Here is a 22,290-nt window from a genome sequence, read left to right as displayed (position 1 = left end):
GCCGAGGTCTTCCTCCCTGGAAGGCCTCGGTGATCTCCCTGCCTCACATCGTCCTCCGCCGCGATCCTGGTGATGTCCAATGCTCGACGTGGTGCTCTATCAACCCGAGATTCCGCCGAACACCGGCAATCTGATACGCCTGTGCGCCAATACCGGATTTCGCCTGCACCTTATTGAGCCGTTAGGCTTTACCCTAGACGATAAGCGCCTCAGGCGCGCGGGGCTGGACTACCATGAGTGGGCGCGGGTCCGGGTCCACGCCGACTGGCAGACGTTCATCGAAGAGGTTTCGCCTTCTCGGGTCTTCGCCGTCTCGACCCGCGGGCGGCGTGGTTACCACGAGCCCGACTATCGTTCCGGCGACGCCCTGGTGTTCGGCCCCGAGACCCGTGGCCTGCCCCAGGCGATGCTCGATTCACTGCCGCCGGAGCAGCGCCTGCGCATCCCGATGCTGCCGGACAGCCGCAGCCTGAACCTGTCCAACGCCTGTGCGGTGCTGGTGTTCGAGGCCTGGCGACAACTCGATTTCGACGGCGCGGCGCGACTCGATGTCCAGCCCGGCGCCCAGGACGACGCATGAATGCACCTGTGAAGACGATCCGTGAACGCATCCGTGGCCTCAACCCGCGTCAGCGCGAGGCCGTGCACTTCATCGACGGTCCCTGCCTGGTGCTGGCCGGGGCCGGCTCCGGCAAGACCAGCGTGATCACCACCAAGATCGCCTACCTGATCCAGGAGTGCGGCATGAGCGCCCGGCGCATCGCCGCGGTGACCTTTACCAACAAGGCCGCCCGCGAGATGAAGGAGCGGGTCAGCTCGATGCTGCAGGGGCGTGAAGGCCACGGCCTGACGGTGTCGACCTTCCACACGCTCGGCCTCAACATCATTCGCGGCGAGCTCAAGGCGCTGGGCTACAAGCCGGGCTTTTCACTGTTCGATCCGGAAGACGCCAAGGCGCTGCTGCGCGATCTGATGAACAAGGACGCCCAGGTCGACGCCGACCAGATCAATCAGGTCCAGGGAGTGATCTCCAACTGGAAGAACGACCTGATCCTGCCCGGCCAGGCGCTGTCCCACGCCGCCACCGAAGACGAGCAGTACGCCGCCCGGGTCTATGAGGCCTACGTTCGCCACCTCAAGGCCTACAACGCGGTGGACTTCGATGACCTGATCCTGCTGCCGGTGGTGCTGCTGCGCGACGACCCCGAGGCGCTGGCCCGCTGGCGGCGCAAGATCCACTACATGCTGGTGGACGAGTATCAGGACACCAACGTCAGCCAGTACATGCTGGTACGCATGCTGATGGCCGAGCGCCAGACCTTCACCGTGGTCGGCGACGATGACCAGTCGATCTACGCCTGGCGCGGTGCCCGGCCGGAGAACCTGGTGACCCTGGGCGAGGACTTTCCGCGGCTCAAGGTGATCAAGCTGGAGCAGAACTACCGCTCCACCGGCACCATCCTGCGCGCCGCCAACACCCTGATCGCCAATAACCCCCACGTCTACGACAAGACCCTGTGGTCGGACATGGGCCAGGGCGATCCGATCCGGGTGGTGGTCACGCGCCACGAGGAGGCCGAGACCGAGCGGGTCGCCAGCGAGATCCTGACCCGCCGGATCAAGGAGCGCGCCGAATGGCGCGACTTCGCGGTGCTCTACCGCGGCAACTTCCAGGCACGCCTGCTGGAATTGAAGCTGCAGCACTACCAGATTCCCTACAAGTTGTCCGGCGGCACCTCGTTCTTCTCCCGGGGCGAGATCAAGGACGCCATGGCCTACCTGCGGCTGTTGATCAATCCGGCCGACGACAACGCCTTCCTGCGTATCGTCAACGTGCCGCGTCGCGAGATCGGCCCGACCACCCTGGAAAAGCTTGCCAACTACGCCACCGAGCGCGGCGTCTCGTTGTTTGCCGCCTGTCACGAGCTGGGCCTGGCCGAGCAGCTGCCGGCCCGCGCGGTGGAGCGCCTGACGCGGTTCACCCACTTTATCGATGGCGTGCGCCGACGCATGGACCAGGGCGATGCCATCGCCGCGATCCGCGAGATGATACGCGAGATGGACTACGAGGCCTGGCTCTACCAGAACGCCAGCGCCCCCACCATCGCCGAGCGGCGCATGGCCAACGTGTGGATCCTGATCGACCAGCTCGAGAAGTCGATGCAGGCCGATCCGGAAGAGAACACCGCCAGCACCGATACCGAAACCGACGACGTGGAATCGGCGATCTCGCGCCTGGTATTGCGCGATATCCTCGAGCAACAAGCGGAAGAAGATGACTCGGATCGTGTGCAGTTGCTGACCATGCACGCCTCCAAGGGCCTCGAGTTCCCCCACGTCTACCTGATGGGTCTCGAGGAAGAGCTGTTGCCTCACCGCAACTCCATCGAGGCCGGCACCGTTGAGGAGGAGCGCCGTCTGGCCTACGTTGGCATCACCCGTGCCCGGCGTACCCTGACCATGACGCTGGCGCGCCAGCGCAAGGCCTACGGAGAGCTGATGGACTGCGCCCCGAGCCGCTTCCTCGACGAGTTGCCGCCGGATGATCTGGAGTGGGAAGGACGCGCCGACCGGGAGGACCCCGAGCGCAAGCAGGAGCGGGGCAAGAGCGCCATCGCCGGGCTGCGCTCGCTGCTGGACTGAATCCATCCACAGTCGCTGGATCGCCACAGGCTGTGGATAAGCCCGATGGCATCAAGGCTTGGCACGACCCGAGTGCAGGACCAGGCCTCGCCAGCAGACCAACGCAAACGGGGCGCCCATGGGCGCCCCGCTGCTATATCGCGTGAGTCGATTTACTGGGTCATGTAAATGACGGCCGCCTTGATCTCGTCATCGGACAGACTCGGGTTGCCACCCTTGGGCGGCATCGCGTTGAAACCGTTGATGGCGTGGTCATAGAGGGTGTCCATGCCCTTGGCCAGGCGCGGCTCCCAGGCGGCGGCGTCACCGCGAACCGGGGCGCCGGCGACACCGGCTTCATGGCACGCCATGCAGATGCCGCCGTATACCGCTTCACCATCGATGGCCGCCACCGCCGGGTCGACCTCGGCAGAGCCTGCATTGGCCGCAGCGGCGTCGTCGCCACCTGCTTCGTCGCCAGCCGCATCGGTGGCGGCAGCGTCCTCACCTGCTGCTGCTTCACCGGCAGCGGCGCTGTCATCCGATGCTGTCTCTTCGGCAGGGGCCGCCTCGCTGGCGCCTGCGTCGCTTGACGGCACTTCCATCACCGGCTCGACCAGGTAAGCCACCGCCGCATGGACTTCTTCATCGGACAGGTTCGGGTTGCCGCCACGGGCCGGCATCGCATTGAAACCGTTAAGAGCGTGATCCAGCAGGGTGTCGAAGCCCTTGGTGGTGCGTTCGGCCCAGCCCGCTTCGTCGCCACGCTTGGGTGCGCCGGCGACGCCGGTATCGTGGCAGGCCATGCAGATGCCGCCGTAGACGGCTTCGCCATCGACGCCACCGCCCGACGCTGCGGCGTCACCGCCGCCTGACGCGGCGGCCATGGCGCTGCCGCATTCCTGGCCTTCGAGGCACACAGAACCTACCGGGGCCAGGCGCTCGGCCATGGCCTCACGCTCGGCATCGTCCTGTGCCATCGCCTGGCCGGAGCCCAGGCCCAGGGTGATCAGACACCCCATGATCAGCTTGCTGGATTTCACTCTCACCACCTCTGTAACGGTCGCTTGATGGAAGTTATTGTTGGTGGCGCCGAGCACGGCCATCGTCCCTATCGCCGGGCGTCACGCTGTGCCGGCAGTATAGCGAGATCGCTCGAGACGGGAAAATGTCGCCCGTCGCCGGGAAGGTGGCGCCACGGGCCTCGGGCACGGCCTTGGGTGGACACCAGCGGGTGCGCAAGGTAGGATATGGCTCGCCGCGTGACAGGTTCAGGCGGCACCGCGCGCCCTTAGCTCAGCTGGATAGAGCGTTGCCCTCCGGAGGCAAAGGTCAAAGGTTCGAATCCTTTAGGGCGCGCCATAGAATTCAAGGGCTTACGACACTGTCGTAGGCCCTTTTTCATGTCTGGATGGTAGGTCGGCAGGGGGGCATCGAGCGCTCGAATCGGGCCATTTACTGCCGTTGAATTTGCCCATTGCTGCACGAGCACATGCTTGAAAGTGCACGGTTTTCTGCCGAAGTTCGCCCTTGAGGCGAAAGCGTCTTTGCTGATCTGGATCAAGTCGGCCTTTGTTGCCGAACGCCGTTGGCCAGGAGCAAGCGGCAGCTTCGCCCCTGGCGTGAACGTTACGCTTCTCTGACGTGGACGTTGCTCTTCTCTGGCGTGGACGTTTCCGGGCGCTCGCTAGACGCTTACTCGACCGGGCCGCTATCCAGCTCGCTGAACACGACCTGGGCGTAGTCGCCGTGTTGCTGGTCGGTCTCCCACACCCCGGTACCCAGGCAGGCGCCAGATTCCGGCTTGGTGTTGCACTGGTTATAGGAACCCGCCTTGAAGTACATCCAGTCACCGGCGTAGCCGTGCGGATGGTCGGCCTCGTCGACCTCGCCGTCGGGACCGACGTTGTCGGCCAGGTTCTGCTCGAAGGTGCGGGTGGGGTGGCCGTCTGACGCGAAGGTCAGGTGCATGACGTCGTCCTTGACCTCGACCCGATAGCGGAAGCTCTCGCCCAGGGCGATGCCCGCCTCGCCCGGATCCTCGCTGCCGCTCCAGTCGTTGCCCCACACCGCGTGGCTGATATCGATGCGCTCGGGGTCATCCTTCTCGAGGTTGCGTTCGTAGTTCCAGAACACCGAGCCGGTCTCGTGGTCGGGAAACTTCTTGTAGTAGATCTTCAGCGGTTCGTTGCCGTGGCCGAAGCCATTGTCCTGGGCCAGCACCGCTTCGTCCTTGCCGGCGTGGATCTGGCCGATGACCACCGAGTAGGCTGCCGCCCGGTCGGGCTTGTCGGTGCGCTCGGCGACGTGATCGACCCGCAGGGTGGCATCGAGGTAGCCGCCGATCTGGGCGTAGCGGTCAGCCTCGGGGTGGGAGGCGAGGGCAAAGTTCTGCTCAGGTGCCTTGGGGCCGAAGGCGTCGTCGGCGCCGGCCAGCATCTGGCGCAGTTCCGTGCGTGCATTGCTGGAATTGGGGGTGGTGAAGGCGCTATTGGGGGTCACGAAGACCAGATGATTGTTGTTGTTCAGATAGTAGTAGTCCGGATGTTGATAGGACTGAAGCTCGCCGACCGATATCTCGTCGACGTCGTCGTCGCCGTCAGCGTCCATGGGCAGGGTCAACTTCCAGGTCGTGAGGTCGAAGACCTGCGCCGGTGGCGTACCCTCGTCGGCGGCCATGGAGGATACACCGAAGGAGGAGACGGCCAGGGCCGACAGCGCGACGATCAGGGGCTTGCGAAGGGGGTGTCGAAGAGACTGGTAAAGGGGCTGGCAAAGGGAATGGCGGTGGGAGAGAAAACGGCTGAGATGGTCGTGTTCGAGCACGGCGTTGTTCCTTGTTGTGCTGGGGTGGCATCAGCAAGGCTAGAATTGCGTTTCAATATTGTCAAAGATGATTCATCAAAAATAAAACGAGGTTTTGTTTGTATGGGTTCCATGCCTGATAAAAAAACCGCCCGGAAGGGCGGCAAGGCGGGGAACCTGTAGGGCCTACGCGTGGCAGTCGACAAGGGTGGCCTGGGGTGAGCCGATAAGCGGCCCGTCTTCCGACGTGGCGTGAAGGGCCGTTGGCACATCGACCTTGAAGCGGCCCACCAGCGAGGCCATGTCGCGAGCCCGCTTGTCGAGGGACTCGCTGGCGGTGGCAACGCGTTCGACCAGGCCGGTGTTGCGCTGGGTGACGTCCTCGAGTTGCGCCAGTGCCTGAGTGATCTGTTCGATACCCAGCGACTGCTCGGTCGCCGCGGTGGAAATCTCCGACACCAGGGTCGCCGTCTGCTGGGCATGCTCGGAGATGGTGACCAGCGCCTCGCTGGTGGAAGCCACCAGTCGCTCCCCCTTGTCGACCCGCTGCGTACTGGTGGTGATCAACCGGCGGATCAGGGTGGCTTCCTCTGCGCAGCGGCTGGCGAGTTTCTGCACCTCCGAGGCCACCACCGAAAACCCTCGACCCTGGTCGCCGGCGCGTGCCGCCTCCACCGAAGCGTTCAGGGCCAGAATATTGGTCTGGAAGGCGATGTCGTCGATGGCCTCGACGATCCTGGTGACTTCCTGGTTGGCGTCGCGAATCTGTTCCATGGCTGTGTGGGTCTGGGCGGCGGTCTGGCTCAGGTCGTTGGCGCGGCAGGCGACTTCACGGGTCATTTCCTGCGCCTGGCGAGCGGAGTCCGAGGTCTGCTTCACGGTGGCGGTGATCTGCTCCATGCTGGAAGCGGTCTGGATCAGTGAGGCCGCCTGCTGCTCCGTTCTGCTCGCCAGGTCCTGGTTGCCCCGGGTGATTTCTCCACTGACCACCTCGACGGCGCTGGCGCTCTTCTTCAGGTTGACCACCAGGCTGGCAATATTGCTCAGCGAGTCGTTGAAGGCGCGGTAAAGCTGAGACAGCTCGTCCTTGCCAGGGACCTCCAGTCGCTTGGTCAGGTCATCCTTCTGCTTGCGGATGTCTGCCAGGGCAGCCTTGAGGGGACGAACCACGCTACGGGCGGTGATGATCGAAAAGGCAAGGGTGACGAGCAAGACGGCAAGCATGACCAGGGCGTGCTTGAGCAGGTAGCTGAAGGACGCTTTCTGCAAGTCGTCAATACGTGCCAGAAGGTACTGCTCTGCCGACCGGGAGATCTGCTGAATGCCATCGATATACTCGGTCTGGGCCTCGAACCACTCCTGGTGATCGATACCGAAGCCGCCGCTTGAGGCCTTTTCGAGGACCACGCTGCGCATGGCATTCAAACGCTCGCCAAGTGCGCTGTCGGTCAGCGTCTTGAGCTCCTCCTGAACCCTCGGTGATGAAAGCTCGAAGAAGTTCTTCTTGTGCACATCGGACTTCACGATCAACGAAAGCAGCTTCCTGAACATTGCAGGCGATATCGCGTCGGCGCTGAAAGATGCCGCCAGTACCGCCCGTTCTATGCCGGCCAGCTCCTTGATGTTCAAAAGGTCATAATAGGCCGTCAGCTGACGGGCGACCTCTCCCTGGTCGACGCCAAAGGTCAGCTTGGCGACGATATCGATCAGTGCCTCGTTGATGTTGGTATAAGCGTCTGTCGATGCTTCGGCAGTTATGTCGAGACCATCGACCTTGCGCCGTAGGTCATCCTTTCCCTCAAGCAGACGCTTCGCCAGATCGACCTGTGCTTCGATTCGAGGGTCGTGACGGGAAAAATCGATGTCAGCGATGTAGCGGTCAAATGATTCGGCCTGGGTATTGGTCGCCTCACGTTGCACTGGTAGCTCTGTATGAAAGTTGCGGCCCTGACTGCTGAGAAAGGCGGCCGTCATCCCCCGTTCGCGCTGAAGTTCGTGCACCAGATTGGCCGAATGACGCCCGAGGATCGCCACCTCTTGAAGATTGTCCATCCGGGTAACGACCGCCTGACGTTCCAGCACCGTGGAGAGCGTCATCCACAGGATGGAAAGCAGCGGCAAGAAAAGCACCAGGAAGAACTTTCTTCCCATGGTCAGGCGATCAAGGAGTGATGTCATTGGCAGCGGGCTCATGCTGGGAGGGGCCAACCGGCAGTCCTGGCATGAGCGAAGTCATTTCCTGGCTTGCTCATCGCTCGGACTGCCTCCGATTAGCAGCGATGCCAGGGTTATCGACCCATGAAAGCGTCAAGTTGAGAGGAATATGCTAAAGCGCTTCGCACCAATGATCTGGGTCATGAGAGCAGCCGGTTCTCGGCCATGATGCTCAGGTTTGACCGCGACTATTCGCTGGGTGACGGAGGTTTCACGAGAATGGCCGCCTCGGAAGGCGGCTTGTCTTTTTGCCTAAACCTCAGAACCCTGGTCCTGAGGCGAGTCGGAGGGATGTTTTCGGTCAAGCAGGGTGGTCAGGGAGGGATGCGTTCGGATGGCGGGCATGGGCGCGATGGCTACGGCCGACGAGGGTCACGCCGATATACAGAGCCGACGACACCACGCAGCCGGTCAGCGGACCGATCAACCAGCCCACATCGGCGAACAGCATCATGTAGCCGCTGGTGAAGAAGCCGCCGAGCATGGCCGCCAGCGCCCCCCAGGCCGAGCCCTGCCAGAAGGTCGAGATGAACACCGGGCCGATCAGGCTGGCGAGCAGGGTGCCGGTGCCGAGGATACCGAGCCAGGACAGCATGAAGGGCGGTGCGTAGAGCATCATCAGCAGCGCCAGCACCCCGAGCACCAGCACCGCGGCCCGGTTCAGGCCCAGGACACGCCGTGCCGAAGGCTGGCGTTCGGCAAAGATCGCCAGGCGCAGGTCGTGGGAGACGCTGGAGGCCACGGTGTGCAAAAGGGAGTTGGCGGTGGACTTCATGGCGAAGATGATGAACAAGGTGATGACGCCCTGGATCGCCGGATGCATGAACTGCTCGAGATAGACCGGCATGGCGCTGTCGGGGTCCGCCAGTCCCGGCAGCTTGACCCTGACGTAGAGCCCGACCAGCGGAATCAGACTGAGCAGGCCGCCGAGCACCGCGACGTAGATACCGACCTTGTGCAGCTTGACCTCGGGCTTGAAGGCCAGGAAGCGGATCGCCATGAACGGCAGCACCGCCGCGAACAGAAAGGCGTAGGGCAGGACCAGGAAGACGTTGCCTCGGGAGGCGCCGTAGTGGGCCCCGTTGGTCGGGTTCAGCAGCTCCGGGTCGATGGCGTTCAAGCCGCTTTCCCACTCGTTCACGTCAATGGTGGTCAGCATCTGGATGACGATGATGACCGCCGCCAGGGCCATGCCCCAGACCATGATGGTGTCGGTCCAGGCTACCGCGGCCAGCCCCCCGAGCATGGTGTAGAGGATGATCACCCCGACCATCAGCATGGCGCTCTGGTCGAGCTCGATGCCCAGCCAGCTGGCACCCAGAAGCCCCACCGCCTTGATCTGACTGGTCAGGAAGACCAGTAGCAGCACTACGGTGATGATCGCCGATACCGCCTGCAGCACTCGCCCCATGGCGCCGCCGCCGTGGGACTGGCCGATGTACTCGGGGATGGTGTTGCTGCCCATCTCGATCGCCTTGCGCTGCATGAAGCGGGCGAAGTAGAGCACCGCGATGACCATCGCCGGTGCAAAGAAGAAGTTGCCCAGCACCTCGATGGCACCAAACTGGTAGGTGACCCCGGGCGAGCCCATGAAGCCCCAGCCGCTGAATCCGGTGGCAACGATGGTACCGGCACCGACGAAGGCCCCCAGCGAGCGCCCGGCGACCAGGAAGCCGGCGGCGTCATCCTTGCGCATGCGCCGCGAGGACAGGTAGCCCAGATAGAGCATCAGGCCGAAGGTCATCAGCAGAAGCGCCCAATTGAACAGGGTAAAGGAATCCATGTGCGTCACCTCGGTTGGCGGGCCTTGAGTTCTCGACGCAGGTAGGCTGCACCGGTGTGAATCAGCATGTAGAGCGTTAGAATGGCAAAGGTGGTCAATACCCAGGAGTTCATGAGGAAGCCTCTATTGTTTGTTGTTGGACGTCGACAATCGGCAGTCGTCGAGAGGTAGCGTCGATTTCCATCGACAGATTCAAGGTATTTTCTTGCCGCTGATGCGACCAATAAGAACGACAAATCGATGCATGATCTATGCCAATGAGGCCCCAGGTTGAAGACGATACCGAGTGAGTTATTGCGTACCTTCGTGACCATCAATGAGCTGGGAGGCTTTACCGCGGCAGGAGAGCGCCTGGGGCGTTCCCAGCCCGCCATCAGCCTGCAGATGAAGAAGCTCGAGGAGATGCTGGGTACTCGCCTGTTTCTGCGCGGAAGTCAGCTGGAAATGACCCAGGATGGTGACTATCTCTACCAGGAAGCCAGGGCCATGCTGGCGATCAATGACCGGCTGGTGGAGAAGCTTTGCGGAGGGGGCGTCAGTGGCAAGGTAAGGCTAGGTATTCCCAACGATTTCGAGCTGGCATTTGTGCCGCGAGTGCTGAGGAATCTGGCGCGGGTCTACCCCAATATCGAGGTCGAGGTCGACTGTGAGATCAGCAGGGTCATACTCCAGCGTTTTCACCGGCATCACTACGATATCGCCCTGGTGATGGAGCCGGAAAGGGTCGACGATGATCGCGATGCTCGGGATATCCGGGTAGATGACCTGGTCTGGGTGGTCGGCGACACGGCATTGCTCGAGGGTGAAGCGCCGCTGCCTCTGGTCACCTATCCCCTGGGGTGCCTGTACCGCTCGGCGGCGGAAGCGGCGTTGAGGGCCAGGGCGATGCCCTATCGGGTGAGCTACGCCAGTACCAGCCTGCTCGGTATCTTCACCGCGGTGGAAGAGGGCCTGGGTGTGACCGCCCTGGCGCGCAGCGTCAGCCCCGACCACTTGCACTGCGTGGATGGGGCGGACCGGCTGCCCGAGCTTGGACGGGTGACCTTCGGCCTGCACTACCAGACCGGCGAGCTGTCCGTGGCGGCGCACCACGTGCTGAACTACCTCAGGGCCGGGCTCGCCGACATGGGGGGCGAGCGGCCCCCCATGTCACGTCCCGGCCGGTGATCGCCGGATCGGTTCAACCCACGATGTTGTGCGCCGGCCCGTAGGGGAAGCCGGTGATATTGTCGGCGCCGTCTTCCTTGACCACCAGGATGTCGTGCTCGCGGTAGCCACCGGCGCCGGGCTGGCCTTCGGGAATCATCAGCATGGGCTCCATCGACACCACCATGTTGGGCTCCAGTACGGTATCGATGTCCTCGCGCAGTTCGAGACCCGCCTCGCGGCCGTAGTAGTGGCTCAGGGTGCCGAAGGAGTGCCCGTAGCCAAAGGTGCGGTACTTGAGAACGTCGTGTCTGGCGAAGATCTCGTTGAGCTCGTGGGCGATGTCGCTGCAGCGGGCACCGGGGCGAATCAGCTGCTGTCCGCGCTCATGGACCTCGCAGTTGATTTCCCACAGCCGCAGATGGGCATCGCTTGCGTGCTCGCAGAACAGGGTGCGCTCCAGCGCCGTGTAGTAGCCCGAGATCATCGGGAAGGTGTTGAGGCTCAGGATGTCGCCGGGGCGCACGCGACGGCTGGTGACCGGATTGTGGGCGCCGTCGGTGTTGATGCCGGACTGGAACCATACCCAGGTGTCCATCAGCTCGCTCTGCGGGTAGGTCTTGGCGATCTCGCGCACCATGGCGCTCTGGCCGGCCAGGGCCACCTCGTACTCGGGCACCCCGGCGGCGATGGCGTCGCGTACCGCGACACCGCCCACGTCGGCGATACGCGCCCCCTGACGGATCAGCGCGATCTCTTCGGCGGACTTGATCATGCGCATCTGCATGGTGGGTACGCCGATGTCGACCAGCTCCACCTCGCCAAGGGCGCTTTCCAGCTTGTCGCGGTTGGCCAGGGTCAGATGGTCGAACTCCACCCCGATGCGTCGCTTGCCTTCGCATAGCCGCATGATGGCCTTGAAGAAGTTGTCCTTCTGCCAGTCGGTGTAGACGATGTTGTCGCCCAGACGGTTGCGCCGATACGGTTGGCCGCCGTCGATGTTGGCGGTAACGGTAGTAAAGCCTTCCTGGGTCACCACCAGTCCATAGTCGCGGCCAAAGCGACAATAGACGAAGTCACTGAAGTAATTGATGTTGTGATAGGAGGTCAGGACCACGGCATCGACCTGCTGCTTGGCCATGTGCTGGCGTAGACGGGCCAGGCGGCCCTGCATCTCGGCGTCGCTGAAGGTGGGGGTGACCTTTTCACCGTTGGGGATCTCGATCAGAGAGGGCAGTTGCATAGGGGCTCCTTGTAATTCTTGGCCGACAGGGCGGTGGTTCTCATCCTGCGCTGGCGCCAGCCTTGACGCTGACCACCACGCTGGATCGACTATCGCCGTGGAGCCGTCAACGGCGCCAATCACAACCGCAAATGCCCCCATTTGCGCCAGAAAAATGGTTCTTGAACAGTGCGCTAAAGGAGTGTCTGGAAGCGCTTGTGGTTGCCGCCCCAGGCCTGTCGAAGGGCCACCCTGGCCACTGTCCAATGGCTTTGCATAAATCAGGCTTATGCAAAGCATAAAATCTTGAAAATTGTCTAATACGCCTACCTGGCCGAGTCTCAAGTGACGCCTGTCTTGCCGTCAACAAAGCGGTGGCGGGCCCAGATCACAATCACAACGACTCAACGGGTACCCCCATGACCTCCAGGATGCTCCCCCTGCTGGCGCTTGGCGCCTTCGCCTGTCTTTCTACCTCGGCCCAGGCCCTCGACATCAAGCTAGGCCACGTGCTGGCCCCGACCCATAGCTGGCATATCGCCGCCGAAGGCTTCGCCGACGAGGTGCGCGAGGCCACCGAGGGTCGCGTCAACTTCCAGGTCTTCCCCAGCGGCCAGCTCGGCAACGAAAAGACCATGGTCGAAGGCATGCAGATCGGCAGCGTTCCCGCCGGGGTGATCGGCTGCGGCTCCTTCCAGCCGCTGGACGCCCGCTTCGGCATCGTCGAGCTGCCCTACTCCTGGGCGGACCGCCAGGACGCCTACGCCGCCTACGACGGTGAGCTGGGCGAGGCGCTGGAAGCCATCGCTTCCGACTACAACATGAAGATCCTGTCCTGGTGGGAGAACGGCTTTCGCCACGTCACCAACAACCAGGGCCCGGTCGAGACCCCCGAGGACCTGGCCGGCCTGAAGATCCGGGTAACCCCGGACAAGATGCGCCTGGATACCTTCACCGCGCTTGGCGCGAGTCCGGCCCCGCTGTCCTTCGGCGAGCTCTACTCGGCGCTGCAGCAGGGGGTATTCGACGCCCAGGAAAATCCGCTGTCGATCATCCATTCCTCGTCCTTCTTCGAGGTCCAGGACTACGTCTCGCTGACCGGACACGTATGGGCACCGGCCTGCCTGACCGTCGCCAACAACGTCTGGCAGCGCCTGTCCGAGGACGACCAGGCGGTAGTCCAGCAGTTGGCCGACGCCTGGCGTGACGAACAGCGTCGGATGACCCAGGAGGACGACTCGCGTCTTGTGGCCGAGCTCGAGGCCGAGGGCATGAGCGTCAACGAGGTCGATACCGCGCCGTTCAATGCCGCCGTCCAGGGCGTCTGGGCCGACTACGAAGACGTCTTTGGCAGCGACCTGATGGCGCTGGTGAAGCGCTATCGCGAAGGGCAGTGAGCGCGATGACCGTGCACGGCCTGCTGCATCCCGTGGCGCGTTTCGTCTCGCGCCTGTGCCTGGCGCTGGCCGGCATCGGCGCCGCCCTGCTGGCGGCGCTGGTCGCCTACTCGGTGTTCATGCGCTGGGTGGTGGGGGCACCGCCCCACTGGGCCGAAGAGCTGCCCCAGCTGGTGCTGGTGTGGACCGCGCTGCTGGCCGGCGTGGCCTGCACCTACAAGCGCAGCCACCTGAGCGCCGGACTGATGCCGCTGCTGGTGAGTTCCCCCGCCGTTCGCAGAGGGATCACCCGGGCCACTGACCTGCTGCTGCTGGTGATGCTGCTGTTGCTGGCCAAGGCTGGCTGGGACCTGGCCTGGCTGACCATGAGCCAGACCACCACGGCGCTGCAGCTACCTGCGGGGCTGGTGTATCTGTCGGTGCCGGTGTGCTGCGCCGGCATGGCGCTGGCGCAGTGTGACCATCTGCTGGCGCGCCAGCCGCTGCCACAGGAGGACGCCTCATGACCCTTGGTGCCTTGACCCTGGTGGGCGTCTTCGCCCTGGCGATCCTGATCGACATTCCCATCGCCTTCGGCCTGATCCTGGCGGTGCTGTCCTATCTGCTGATGTTCGGCGCGGCGCCGATGATGGTCTCTGCTCAGCAGTTCGTGGCGGGCATGGAGAGCTTCACCCTGCTGGCCATTCCGCTGTTCGTGATGGCCGCCCAGTTGATGAATCACGCCGGACTGACCCAGCGTCTGGTGCGCCTGTGCATGGCGCTGGTGGGCGACATCCGCGGCGGCCTGGCGGTGGTCGCGGTGCTGGCCTGCATGATGTTCGGGGCGCTGTCAGGCTCTGGCGTGGCCGACGTCATCGCCATCGGCAGCATGCTGCTGCCGGCGATGCAGCGCAGCGGCTATCACCGCGGCTTCAGCAGCGCCCTGGTGGGCACCGCCAGCTCCATCGGCACGGTGATCCCGCCGAGCATCGTGATGATCGTCTACGGCACCACCTCCAACACCTCGGTGGGCAAGCTGTTCATGGGCGGCGTGATCCCCGGCCTGCTTTTGACCCTGGCGCTGGTGGGGGTGGCCATCTATGTGTCACGCCGCAACGGCTGGTCCGGCGGTACCCGGCCCGAGCCCGGCGAGCGCAAGCGTGCCTTTATCGCCGCCCTGCCGGCGCTGTTGGTGCCGGTGCTGATCATCGGAGGCATCCGCTTCGGCGTCTTCACCCCCACCGAAGCCGCCGCCTCGGCCATCGTCTATGCGCTGATCGTCGGCACCCTGGTCTATCGCAGCCTGAGCCTTCGGGACATCGTCGACAGCGTCATTGCCACCGCGGAGACCTCCGGCGCCATCCTGGTCATCATCGGTGCCGCCGGCATGTTCGCCTGGGGCCTGACCTACGAACAGGTGCCCCAGGCCATCGCCACACTGATCGGCGAGATCACCGACAGCCGCTACGGCGTACTGCTGCTGCTGACCGTGGTGTTGCTGGTGCTCGGCTCCTTCATGGAAAGCATCGCCATCATCATCATCGTCACCCCCATCGTCATGCCGCTGTTGGTGCAGTACGGCATCGACCCGGTGCACTTCGGGGTGCTGCTGACGGTGAACCTGGCGATCGGCGCCAACACCCCGCCGCTGGGGGTCGACCTGATGGCCGCCTGCCGCATCGCCGGAATCAGCGTGATGGAGTCGTTGCGCTACCTGGGGCTGATGCTCGGGGCGATGGTCGCGGTACTGCTGCTGATCACCTTTGTGCCCGACATCGTGCTGTTCCTGCCGAACCTGATGGAGTGACCCATGGAGCCCCTGATCCCGACTCCTTCGTCCCGGGCCTCCTCGGCCCAGTCCCCCAAGCCCCTGGCCCAGTGTCGCAGCTGGCTGTTCGTGCCGGGGCATGACCCGGCACGCCTGGACCAGGCGCTGGACAGCGGCGCCGAGGCCATCATCGTCGACCTGGAGGAGTTCACCCCGGCCGCCGATCGCCGCCAGGCCTGCGACGACTTTGTCGCCTTCGCCGAGCGCTGCCGGCAGCACCAGCGGCTGCCCATGGCGCGCATCAACCCGCTGACCCAGGGCGGCAAGGGCGAGCTGGCGGCGCTGATGCGGGCACGACCTGCGGCCATCTTCCTGCCCCAGGTCGAGTCCTCCATGGACATCGTGCTGCTGGCCCTGGCACTGGCCCGCGAAGAGCGTCGCGTCGGCCTCGAACAGGGCTGTACCGCGCTGATACCGACGCTGGAGAGCGCCGCCGGTGTGGGCGCCGCAGCGGAGATCCTCAAGGCAAGTCCAAGGGTAAACGCGGCGCTTCTCGGCAGTGGCGATCTGTCGCGTGATCTGGGCATCGCCGCCGACGCCGAGCCAGGCGAGCGGGCCAGCGTCCTGGCGCCCTGGCGCCAGCGCTTCGTCGACGCCTGCGCCAAGGCCGAGTGTCTGGCCATCGACGGCCCCTGGCCTTACCGCGAGGGCTTCGAGCAAGACCTCGAGTGGGCCATGGCGCGGGGCTTTCGTGCCCGCTGCGTGGTGCTGCCCGAACACATCGCCCCGCTGCACCGCGCCCTGACAGACGCCTGAACCGTCTTTACCAACAACGATATCGAGAACCCTGACATGAGCCTGCCAGCCTCCACGCTTTCGCCAACCACGTCCCTTGCGCGCCGTAATGGCGGCCAGATCCTGATGGGCCAGTTGCGCGCCCACGGCGCCCGCCGGGTCTTTCTGGTGCCAGGGGAAAGCTATCTGCCCTGCATCGACGCCCTCAACGAGCATCGGGGCGCCATCGAGCCCATCGTCTGTCGTCAGGAAAGCGGCGCCGCCTACATGGCCGAGGCCTACGGCAAGCTGACCAACGAGCCGGGCATCTGCTTCGTGACCCGTGGCCCGGGGGCCACCAACGCCTCCATCGGGGTGCATACCGCCTTTCAGGACTCGACCCCGATGATCCTGTTCATCGGCCAGGTAGGGAACGACTTCGTCGAGCGCGAGGCCTTTCAGGAGATCGACTACCGTCGCATGTTCGGCCCCATGGCCAAGTGGGTCGCCCAGATCGATGCCACCGATCGTATCCCCGAGTACATCGCCCGGGCCTATCGCGTCGCCACCAGCGGGCGTCCCGGTCCGGTGGTGCTGGCGTTGCCGGAAGACACCCTGTGGGGCGAGGCCGAGGTGGCCGACGCCCAGCCCATGGCCAAGCTGCATTCCCACCCCGGCGCGGCTCAGCTCGAGGCGCTCAAGGCGCGTCTGGCCGAGGCCGAGCGGCCCTTCCTGCTGATCGGTGGCAGCGGCTGGACGGCACAGGCTCAGGCCCAGATGGCGGCCTTCGCCGAGCGTTTCGATCTGCCGGTGGGGGTGGCCTGGCGCCGGCTCGAGTGCTTCGACCAGCGCGATCCGCGCTTTGTCGGCCACGTCGGCTTCGCCATGGACGACGCCCTGCGCGAGCGGCTTGAGCATAGCGACCTGCTGATCGCCGTCGGCACCCGCATGGGCGAGGCCACCAGCGAAGGCTACTCGTGGATCCAGTCGCCGACTCCGCGCCAGACGCTGGTGCACGTCTACCCGGATCCCGAAGAGCTGGGCCGGGTCTATCATGCCGAGCTTGCCATCAACGCCGACGTGGTGGGCTTCGCCGCCGCCCTGGACGGGCTGGCGCCGGACACCTCACCGCGCTGGGCCGACCAGACGCGCGCCGCGCGCGCCGACTACCTGGCGACGCTTGAGCCCCAGCCGGCCCCGGGGCCGCTGAGTCTCGACAAGGTCGCCGCCAGCGTCGATCGTCGCCTGGACGGCCAGGGCTGCATCAGCGTGGGGGCCGGCAACTATGCGCTGTACGCCCACCGTTACGTGCGCTTCGCTGGGCTCGGCAGCTCGCTGGCGCCGACGGTGGGCTCCATGGGCTACGGCCTGCCGGCGGCGATCTCGTTCAAGCTCGAGCACCCCGATCGCCCGGCGGTGTGCTTCGCCGGTGACGGCTGCTTCCAGATGAACCTGCAGGAGCTGGGGGTGGCGCTGCAGTACGACGTCGGCCTGGTGATCCTTCTGTTCAACAACGGCATGTGGGGCACCATCCGCGCCCACCAGGAAAACGACTTTCCCGGCCGCGAGATCGCCCTGACCTTCACCAACCCGGCCTTCACCACCCTGGTCGAGTCCTATGGCGGCCTGGGCGAGATCGTCGAGCGTGACGAGGACTTCGACGCCGCCTTCGAGCGCGCCCTGGCCTTCGCCGAGCGCGAACGCCGTCCGGCGCTGATCGAATTGCGCTACGAGGCCGACGGCATCGCCCCGGGCAAGCGCCTGAGCGCCATCCGCGAGGCTGCCCTGGCGCGATAGCGCCATTGCATAAGCCGCGCTAGTGCCATTGCATAAGCTGCGCTAGTGCCATTGCATAAGCCGCGATAACGCCAATCTAAAAAGGCGCGGTAGCGCCGGTAAAGAAAGGCGCGCGAGCGCCCTGGTCCAGGCCCGTGTAGCGACGGATTAAAGTCCCTGAAGACTCGCTGAGCAGGGGGATCGGCCCCGCGCGGGCTTGGTCAGGTGTGACCACTCAGGTTCGACAGTTGGGCGCGTAAGCTTCTGATTGACCGAAGAACGCCGTGTCGAAATTGGCACCACAAGGGTGATTCGGTGTAGCGGGTGGTGGGCGCCGGCTGGCCCATGGGGTCGCTGGCTCTCGCGTTCCAGCATCCGGCCCATGGCGTCGCGGGTGAAGGTGGTGACCAGCTCACCTTCGCGAAGCTCGATCAGGGCGCCGCCATCGTCGTAGCGGTAGTGGCGGGTGCGCCCGTCGAAGCAGGTGTCCACGATTGCTGGGTAAGATCAAGTTGATGCGCTGGTTGATGCAGGCATTGTGACTTCCAATGCTATTTTTACTGAATGCGACATCCAGCGTCGAAGATCAGCTATTTACCACTCAGAGAGCCTGATAAAATTCTCTTCTTCTAAGAGACAAAGCCCGTGATCAGCATCTTCAGAAATAAGCACAATATCTCCCTCAATGTTTTTTAACGCAACCCTCAAGCAATCTAGGTTTCTACTGCTGAAGGTCAGGCCAAAGACTCGTTTATTCCAAGAAAGAAGTGTTATTTTTTTATTGTCTAATTGAGAAATAAATCCATCTACTATTTCTTGTTTTTTTTCAAAAGTTAATGAATTTGACGTGTTTTTTTCGATTGGGTCGCTGTTGGGAAAGTTAAATTTTTCGATCTCATGAGATATTGCTTTTTCAAATGCTATTTGCATAAGGTTTGCTGCCAAACCACCTGTGGTAAAGTCTTTCGGAGAAAAGCAATCCTCAATTTTTAGAGAAAATAGTATTCCTCTCATTCTTTGAATATCTTTTAAATCTTCTATGCGCTGCTTTCTAGCTAACATGAGCACCCCCTTCTGCTAGCTGAAAAACCTCTATCATCTTCTGGGTGATGCCCTGGTAGCTGGTCATATCGTCCTGGCTCCATTGGATCGCCTTTTGAGTCAGTTGCGCCGTGGAAGTGTGGCCCACGTCCAAACTGATCATCTTCATGGAGAACTACATAGCGACGGTCCCCAGGCTGCTCTCCGAACTGATAAACTGTTCGATTCTCGTAATTGTTGTCGTAAACATACTTGTGGGTATCAAACTGTGATGACTGTGGTATGCCGGCTTGACGTTTGGCAGCTCTAAATTCAGCTCTTCTCGTTGGAGTTTCCGCGCCACTCAACCCCAGCGGATCCACCCATCCTGTCGGATTGGGGGCGTACATGTACAGATTTTCGCCGCCGGTCAGGCCGATGGGGTCCTGGGTGGTGAAGCGTCCCGTCTCTGGATCATAGTACCGATGGCGGTTGTAGTGCAGCCCGGTTTCTTCATCCAGGTACTGGCCCTGGAAGCGCAGGGGGTTGTCGGTGGTGCTGGGATTGCCGTGGCCGTCACTGGCCTGGGTGAGCTTGCCCCAGGCGCGGTAGTGGCCGACCCAGGCGAGTTGTCCATCCTGCCCGGCCAGCTCCATCGGGGTGCCGAGGTGGTCGGTGTGGATGCTGTAGAGCGTCGGTTCGGTTGGCTGGTGTTCGGTGTAGAGCACAGCCCCGGTGCCGCAGCGGGTGTGGACGTCCTCGAAGCGGTTTTCGAGCTTGGCGGCGGGCAGGGCGCCCTCGGCCTTGCCCGGCCAGTCCCACTCGAGCTCCACCGCCAGGCCACTGCGGTGGGCGTAGTGGGTGACCAGATTGTGCTGGTACTGGGGGTATAAAAAGACGCGGGTGTAGCCGTGAAAATCTTGCTCCCGCCGCTCGGGTCAGGTGCAAGTGTGCGCTGCAACTGACCAGGCTCAATGTTATGGCGATAGCGCTCACGGTTGTTTTCGCTTCATGAGGGAATTCCACACCCAATGATGGAGAGCAAAATTTATACGACAGCTGACCTCTCGATATCAACTGCGTCGACATCATCCTCTTCTAGGCGATTTTCAAACATCTCCCAACCCTGGTTTTTTACAAATTCGCACTCGCTAGTAGTTATTGGCACTAACCATATAAAAATAACTTCATTTCCTTCTATTAAGAATTCATTTGCAAAATCTGGAAGAACAAACGAAGGTGCGACATACAAAGAGGTAAATCTGTAGCCTTTGAAAAGTTCTCCTTTTGGTCCAATAATGTCTCCTCGAGAGAATGCATTTCCTTCAGAATCCATAATGTTGACAACATCTTCGAATATCGAAGGGATGTGAGAAAACTTGTATTCCTGAGGGATTAGTAGGAAAAGCTCGCATCTGATGTTTTTTTCAGAGTTTTTCAGCCTGTACGGGCGGCTGCTTAAACCAAGCGTCGAGTAAGCTACCACTCCGTCGAAGTATTCTGGGTGGCTCTTTACTACTTGAATGTCACGAGAAAGAGTGGAGATCCTCCACCCTTTCTCTATCTCGCCTAGACTTTTTTCGAAGTGATCTATGAAAGTGTTTTTTACTTCCTGTTTCCTTCTGACATATTGCATCTTGGGCATTTCAATATGACTCCTTCTTGATAGTTCTCTATGACTTGTGGCCTCGTTACATCGTCAGGAAAATCTCGATTTGACCATGGAGTTGGATCATGCTCTATATGCCAATCTCTAGGCCCTGTCTCTGGAGCTACATTTACCTCTACTCCACACTTTGGACATAAACGCCCGCCTGATGGCCCTTCGTTTGCGTTCTCCCAAGTGGCTCTAACCGTGCTTTTTCGCCACGATGTTCTGCTTGTAATTTGTCCTCGCTCATTAGTGCCTTTAGCCAACCCCAGCGGATCCACCCATCCTGTCGGATTGGGGGCGTACATGTACAGATTTTCGCCGCCGGCCAGGCCGATGGGGTCGTGGGTGGTGAAGCGTCCCGTCTCTGGATCATAGTACCGATGGCGGTTGTAGTGCAGCCCGGTTTCTTCATCCAGGTACTGACCCTGGAAGCGCAGGGGGTTGTCGGTGGTGCTGGGATTGCCGTGGCCGTCACTGGCCTTGGTGAGCTTGCCCCAGGCGCGGTAGTGGCCGATCTAGGCATAGTGATCGATCAGGTGTTGCACTTGCTCATCGAGACCGCCGTGTTGCACCTGCTCATTGAGACTGCCACTTCGCTCCGTTAATTAAATGTCTTCTATGATATTCCTAAAAGCTCTCTGTATCTTTCTCTAATTTAGATATCAGACATGACATTGCCATAAGAGGCGGTGTTTTATCCTGAGAGTAAATGCTGCACGCGGACATGTTTTCAGGGTAGTTGAATTTCACATAAACGTCTTGAAGAGTAGCAAGCTTATCATCTTCTTTCATCTCAGATTGCTCTATTTCTAAGAGGTGGCAAAGCAACCATATCTTTTTCATGGCATCCTCTTTTTCATCTTTTATTGCGATATGGACCAGTTTGTCCAGCTCTTCATCCTCCAATATTCCTGGGGCGGACAAGTAGATTAACTCTGAGTCTTCTGACAGCCTATTTTTCTCAACAACAGCGCTTGCCAAGTACCCCAGTTCACATTTGTTTATCCATCGTCGCGAGTAACCGTAGGCAGCGACTCCAATGGTTAAAACGTCTAACTTAGAAAGCAGTTTTGTCAACATGTCTTATCTACTTGGCGTTTGATTAGGGAAACCCGTCACTGTACCTCCCGCAATAAACCTTCTATGTGTTACATTACCACGATCAACAATCCATTCAAAAACACCCTCTTTTCCATTTAAACTCCCCTCGACTTGTCTCAGCTCAGAAATTCTATCAACTGTACCCCCCGGTGCTTTCGTTTCTATGTCGAAGCGCTGAGCCCGAACAGAATAATTATCGACGATGTCTGGGAATGCATGCTCTTCATCTAATTTGTTGGCATTTCCTGTGCGAGGGCTGTTTAAAACCGAACCGGAAAGTTGGCAATTGCATTCTTTTCTGCTACTCAACCCCAGCGGATCCACCCATCCTGTCGGATTGGGGGCATACATGTACAGATTTTCGCCGCCGGCCAAGCCGATGGGGTCCTGGGTGGTGAAGCGTCCCGTCTCTGGATCATAGTACCGATGGCGGTTGTAGTGCAGCCCGGTTTCGTCATCCAGGTACTGACCCTGGAAGCGCAGGGGGTTGTCGGTGGTGCTGGGGTTGCCGTGGCCGTCACTGGCCTGGATGAGCTTGCCCCAGGCGCGGTAGTGGCCGACCCAGGCGAGCTTGCCGTCGCATTCTGCCAGCTCCATCGGGGTGCCGAGGTGGTCGGTGTGGATGCTGTAGAGCGTCGGTTCGGTTGGCTGGTATTCGGTGTAGAGCACCGCCCCGGTGCCGCTGCGGGTGTGGACGGCCTCGAAGCGGTTTTCGAGCTTGGCGGCGGGCACGAAGCTGTCGGGTTCGAACAGGTAGATCACCCGCCGTTCGGGGGTGAGGCCGGGATACTCGAGCCGATGGCAGCGCTGGGCGATCGGTAGCGAGTGAGGCCGCTCGGGGTTCTCGCGGGCCAGTTCGAGCCGTTCGGGGCGAAACAGCGGCGGCAGACCACCGAGAAAGCGCTCTTCGCTTTGCAGCAGGTCACCGTCCCAGTTGAACACCGTCAGCTCGCTGGGCTGGCCCTGGCGGTTCACCTCTTTCCACACCCGTCGGCCGAGGCCGTCGTAGGCGTAGCGGGCGCGCATGCG

General features: G+C 61.8%; 19 protein-coding genes and 1 tRNA gene. 9 read left to right on the top strand and 11 right to left on the bottom strand.

The features are described from left to right. The first annotated feature begins 79 nt into the window (after nt 1-79). Both trmL and rep read left to right on the top strand, forming a co-directional pair. Nucleotides 80-580, top strand: coding sequence for a tRNA (uridine(34)/cytosine(34)/5-carboxymethylaminomethyluridine(34)-2'-O)-methyltransferase TrmL (gene trmL, locus RBB39_RS07305; protein WP_045992105.1), 501 nt, complete (start codon nt 80-82; stop codon nt 578-580). Continuing rightward, nucleotides 577-2,643, top strand: coding sequence for a DNA helicase Rep (rep, locus tag RBB39_RS07300; RefSeq protein WP_045992104.1), 2,067 nt, complete (start codon nt 577-579; stop codon nt 2,641-2,643). The genes trmL and rep overlap by 4 nt, the downstream gene beginning before the upstream one ends. Before the next feature lie 152 nt (nt 2,644-2,795). Here the strand turns inward: rep and RBB39_RS07295 are convergent, their stop codons facing one another. Then, the gene (locus RBB39_RS07295) at nt 2,796-3,665 is read right to left on the bottom strand and encodes a cytochrome c5 family protein (protein ID WP_239452525.1); all 870 of its coding nucleotides are present in this window, start codon (nt 3,663-3,665) and stop codon (nt 2,796-2,798) included. Between the two features lie 242 nt (nt 3,666-3,907). Between RBB39_RS07295 and RBB39_RS07290 the strand changes: the two genes are divergently transcribed. After that, nucleotides 3,908-3,984, top strand: a tRNA-Arg gene (locus RBB39_RS07290). Between the two features lie 333 nt (nt 3,985-4,317). Here RBB39_RS07290 and RBB39_RS07285 read toward each other — a convergent pair. From RBB39_RS07285 to RBB39_RS07275, 3 genes are all read right to left on the bottom strand, one after another. Continuing rightward, nucleotides 4,318-5,448 (bottom strand): polysaccharide lyase family 7 protein, encoded by a 1,131-nt coding sequence (locus RBB39_RS07285; RefSeq protein WP_204248930.1) that lies wholly within the window; start codon nt 5,446-5,448, stop codon nt 4,318-4,320. A gap of 165 nt (nt 5,449-5,613) precedes the next feature. Next, nucleotides 5,614-7,605: a methyl-accepting chemotaxis protein gene (locus RBB39_RS07280; protein ID WP_306168982.1), complete on the bottom strand. Its 1,992-nt coding sequence runs from the start codon at nt 7,603-7,605 to the stop codon at nt 5,614-5,616. 337 nt (nt 7,606-7,942) lie between these two features. Next, nucleotides 7,943-9,424: a sodium:solute symporter gene (locus tag RBB39_RS07275; protein WP_045992102.1), complete on the bottom strand. Its 1,482-nt coding sequence runs from the start codon at nt 9,422-9,424 to the stop codon at nt 7,943-7,945. Between the two features lie 270 nt (nt 9,425-9,694). Between RBB39_RS07275 and RBB39_RS07270 the strand changes: the two genes are divergently transcribed. After that, on the top strand, nt 9,695-10,591 hold the full coding sequence (locus tag RBB39_RS07270) for a LysR family transcriptional regulator (RefSeq protein WP_045992101.1): 897 nt from the start codon (nt 9,695-9,697) through the stop codon (nt 10,589-10,591). A gap of 13 nt (nt 10,592-10,604) precedes the next feature. On the opposite strand, the gene RBB39_RS07265 is transcribed toward RBB39_RS07270, so the two are convergent. Then, nucleotides 10,605-11,813, bottom strand: coding sequence for a M24 family metallopeptidase (locus RBB39_RS07265; protein ID WP_287163738.1), 1,209 nt, complete (start codon nt 11,811-11,813; stop codon nt 10,605-10,607). Between the two features lie 398 nt (nt 11,814-12,211). Between RBB39_RS07265 and RBB39_RS07260 the strand changes: the two genes are divergently transcribed. From RBB39_RS07260 to RBB39_RS07240, 5 genes are read left to right on the top strand one after another with little or no spacing between them, the layout of a single operon-like run. Next, nucleotides 12,212-13,189, top strand: a complete 978-nt coding sequence (locus tag RBB39_RS07260) for a DctP family TRAP transporter solute-binding subunit (RefSeq protein WP_287163740.1) — start codon at nt 12,212-12,214, stop codon at nt 13,187-13,189. 5 nt (nt 13,190-13,194) lie between these two features. After that, a complete protein-coding gene (locus tag RBB39_RS07255; protein WP_071211098.1) occupies nt 13,195-13,695 on the top strand; it encodes a TRAP transporter small permease in 501 nt (166 codons plus the stop codon). Further along, nucleotides 13,692-14,975 carry a TRAP transporter large permease gene (locus RBB39_RS07250; RefSeq protein ID WP_045992098.1) on the top strand — a complete coding sequence of 428 codons (1,284 nt, stop codon included), beginning with the start codon at nt 13,692-13,694 and terminating at the stop codon, nt 14,973-14,975. The genes RBB39_RS07255 and RBB39_RS07250 overlap by 4 nt, the downstream gene beginning before the upstream one ends. A gap of 3 nt (nt 14,976-14,978) precedes the next feature. After that, nucleotides 14,979-15,752 (top strand): CoA ester lyase, encoded by a 774-nt coding sequence (locus tag RBB39_RS07245; RefSeq protein ID WP_052704300.1) that lies wholly within the window; start codon nt 14,979-14,981, stop codon nt 15,750-15,752. Between the two features lie 36 nt (nt 15,753-15,788). Beyond that, on the top strand, nt 15,789-17,507 hold the full coding sequence (locus RBB39_RS07240) for a thiamine pyrophosphate-binding protein (protein WP_045992097.1): 1,719 nt from the start codon (nt 15,789-15,791) through the stop codon (nt 17,505-17,507). A 573-nt stretch (nt 17,508-18,080) separates the two neighbouring features. On the opposite strand, the gene RBB39_RS07235 is transcribed toward RBB39_RS07240, so the two are convergent. The 6 genes from RBB39_RS07235 to RBB39_RS07210 all read right to left on the bottom strand — a co-directional run. After that, the gene (locus RBB39_RS07235) at nt 18,081-18,548 is read right to left on the bottom strand and encodes a hypothetical protein (RefSeq protein WP_157033025.1); all 468 of its coding nucleotides are present in this window, start codon (nt 18,546-18,548) and stop codon (nt 18,081-18,083) included. Next, nucleotides 18,542-19,339 carry an RHS repeat-associated core domain-containing protein gene (locus RBB39_RS07230; protein ID WP_306168981.1) on the bottom strand — a complete coding sequence of 266 codons (798 nt, stop codon included), beginning with the start codon at nt 19,337-19,339 and terminating at the stop codon, nt 18,542-18,544. Before RBB39_RS07230 ends, RBB39_RS07235 begins: the two co-directional genes overlap by 7 nt. Nucleotides 19,340-19,554: 215 nt before the next feature. Beyond that, entirely contained in the window at nt 19,555-20,151 is a 597-nt protein-coding gene (locus RBB39_RS07225; RefSeq protein WP_124804583.1) for a suppressor of fused domain protein, read from the bottom strand. Next, nucleotides 20,112-20,675 carry an RHS repeat-associated core domain-containing protein gene (locus tag RBB39_RS07220; RefSeq protein WP_306168987.1) on the bottom strand — a complete coding sequence of 188 codons (564 nt, stop codon included), beginning with the start codon at nt 20,673-20,675 and terminating at the stop codon, nt 20,112-20,114. The genes RBB39_RS07225 and RBB39_RS07220 overlap by 40 nt, the downstream gene beginning before the upstream one ends. Nucleotides 20,676-20,787: 112 nt before the next feature. Then, a complete protein-coding gene (locus tag RBB39_RS07215) occupies nt 20,788-21,240 on the bottom strand; it encodes a DUF2247 family protein (protein ID WP_124804585.1) in 453 nt (150 codons plus the stop codon). Nucleotides 21,241-21,243: 3 nt separating this feature from the next. Beyond that, the coding region (locus RBB39_RS07210) for an RHS repeat-associated core domain-containing protein (RefSeq protein WP_306168980.1) at nt 21,244-22,290 on the bottom strand (1,047 nt) is incomplete at its 5' end.

Origin of the sequence: Halomonas sp. MMSF_3323 (assembly GCF_030733595.1) — a bacterium.
GTDB lineage: Bacteria > Pseudomonadota > Gammaproteobacteria > Pseudomonadales > Halomonadaceae > Halomonas > Halomonas litopenaei.
Note: the sequence above shows the minus strand (reverse complement) of the source record. Positions and strands in the feature narration are given on the sequence as shown.

Coding starts and splice junctions, on each gene's coding strand:
- trmL (WP_045992105.1), top strand. CDS start 80: ATGCTCGACGTGGTGCTCTATCAACCCGAGATTCCGCCGAACACCGGC.
- rep (WP_045992104.1), top strand. CDS start 577: ATGAATGCACCTGTGAAGACGATCCGTGAACGCATCCGTGGCCTCAAC.
- RBB39_RS07280 (WP_306168982.1), bottom strand. CDS start 7,605: ATGACATCACTCCTTGATCGCCTGACCATGGGAAGAAAGTTCTTCCTG.
- RBB39_RS07275 (WP_045992102.1), bottom strand. CDS start 9,424: ATGGATTCCTTTACCCTGTTCAATTGGGCGCTTCTGCTGATGACCTTC.
- RBB39_RS07265 (WP_287163738.1), bottom strand. CDS start 11,813: ATGCAACTGCCCTCTCTGATCGAGATCCCCAACGGTGAAAAGGTCACC.
- RBB39_RS07260 (WP_287163740.1), top strand. CDS start 12,212: ATGACCTCCAGGATGCTCCCCCTGCTGGCGCTTGGCGCCTTCGCCTGT.
- RBB39_RS07255 (WP_071211098.1), top strand. CDS start 13,195: ATGACCGTGCACGGCCTGCTGCATCCCGTGGCGCGTTTCGTCTCGCGC.
- RBB39_RS07250 (WP_045992098.1), top strand. CDS start 13,692: ATGACCCTTGGTGCCTTGACCCTGGTGGGCGTCTTCGCCCTGGCGATC.
- RBB39_RS07245 (WP_052704300.1), top strand. CDS start 14,979: ATGGAGCCCCTGATCCCGACTCCTTCGTCCCGGGCCTCCTCGGCCCAG.
- RBB39_RS07240 (WP_045992097.1), top strand. CDS start 15,789: ATGAGCCTGCCAGCCTCCACGCTTTCGCCAACCACGTCCCTTGCGCGC.
- RBB39_RS07235 (WP_157033025.1), bottom strand. CDS start 18,548: ATGTTAGCTAGAAAGCAGCGCATAGAAGATTTAAAAGATATTCAAAGA.
- RBB39_RS07225 (WP_124804583.1), bottom strand. CDS start 20,151: ATGCCCAAGATGCAATATGTCAGAAGGAAACAGGAAGTAAAAAACACT.
- RBB39_RS07215 (WP_124804585.1), bottom strand. CDS start 21,240: ATGTTGACAAAACTGCTTTCTAAGTTAGACGTTTTAACCATTGGAGTC.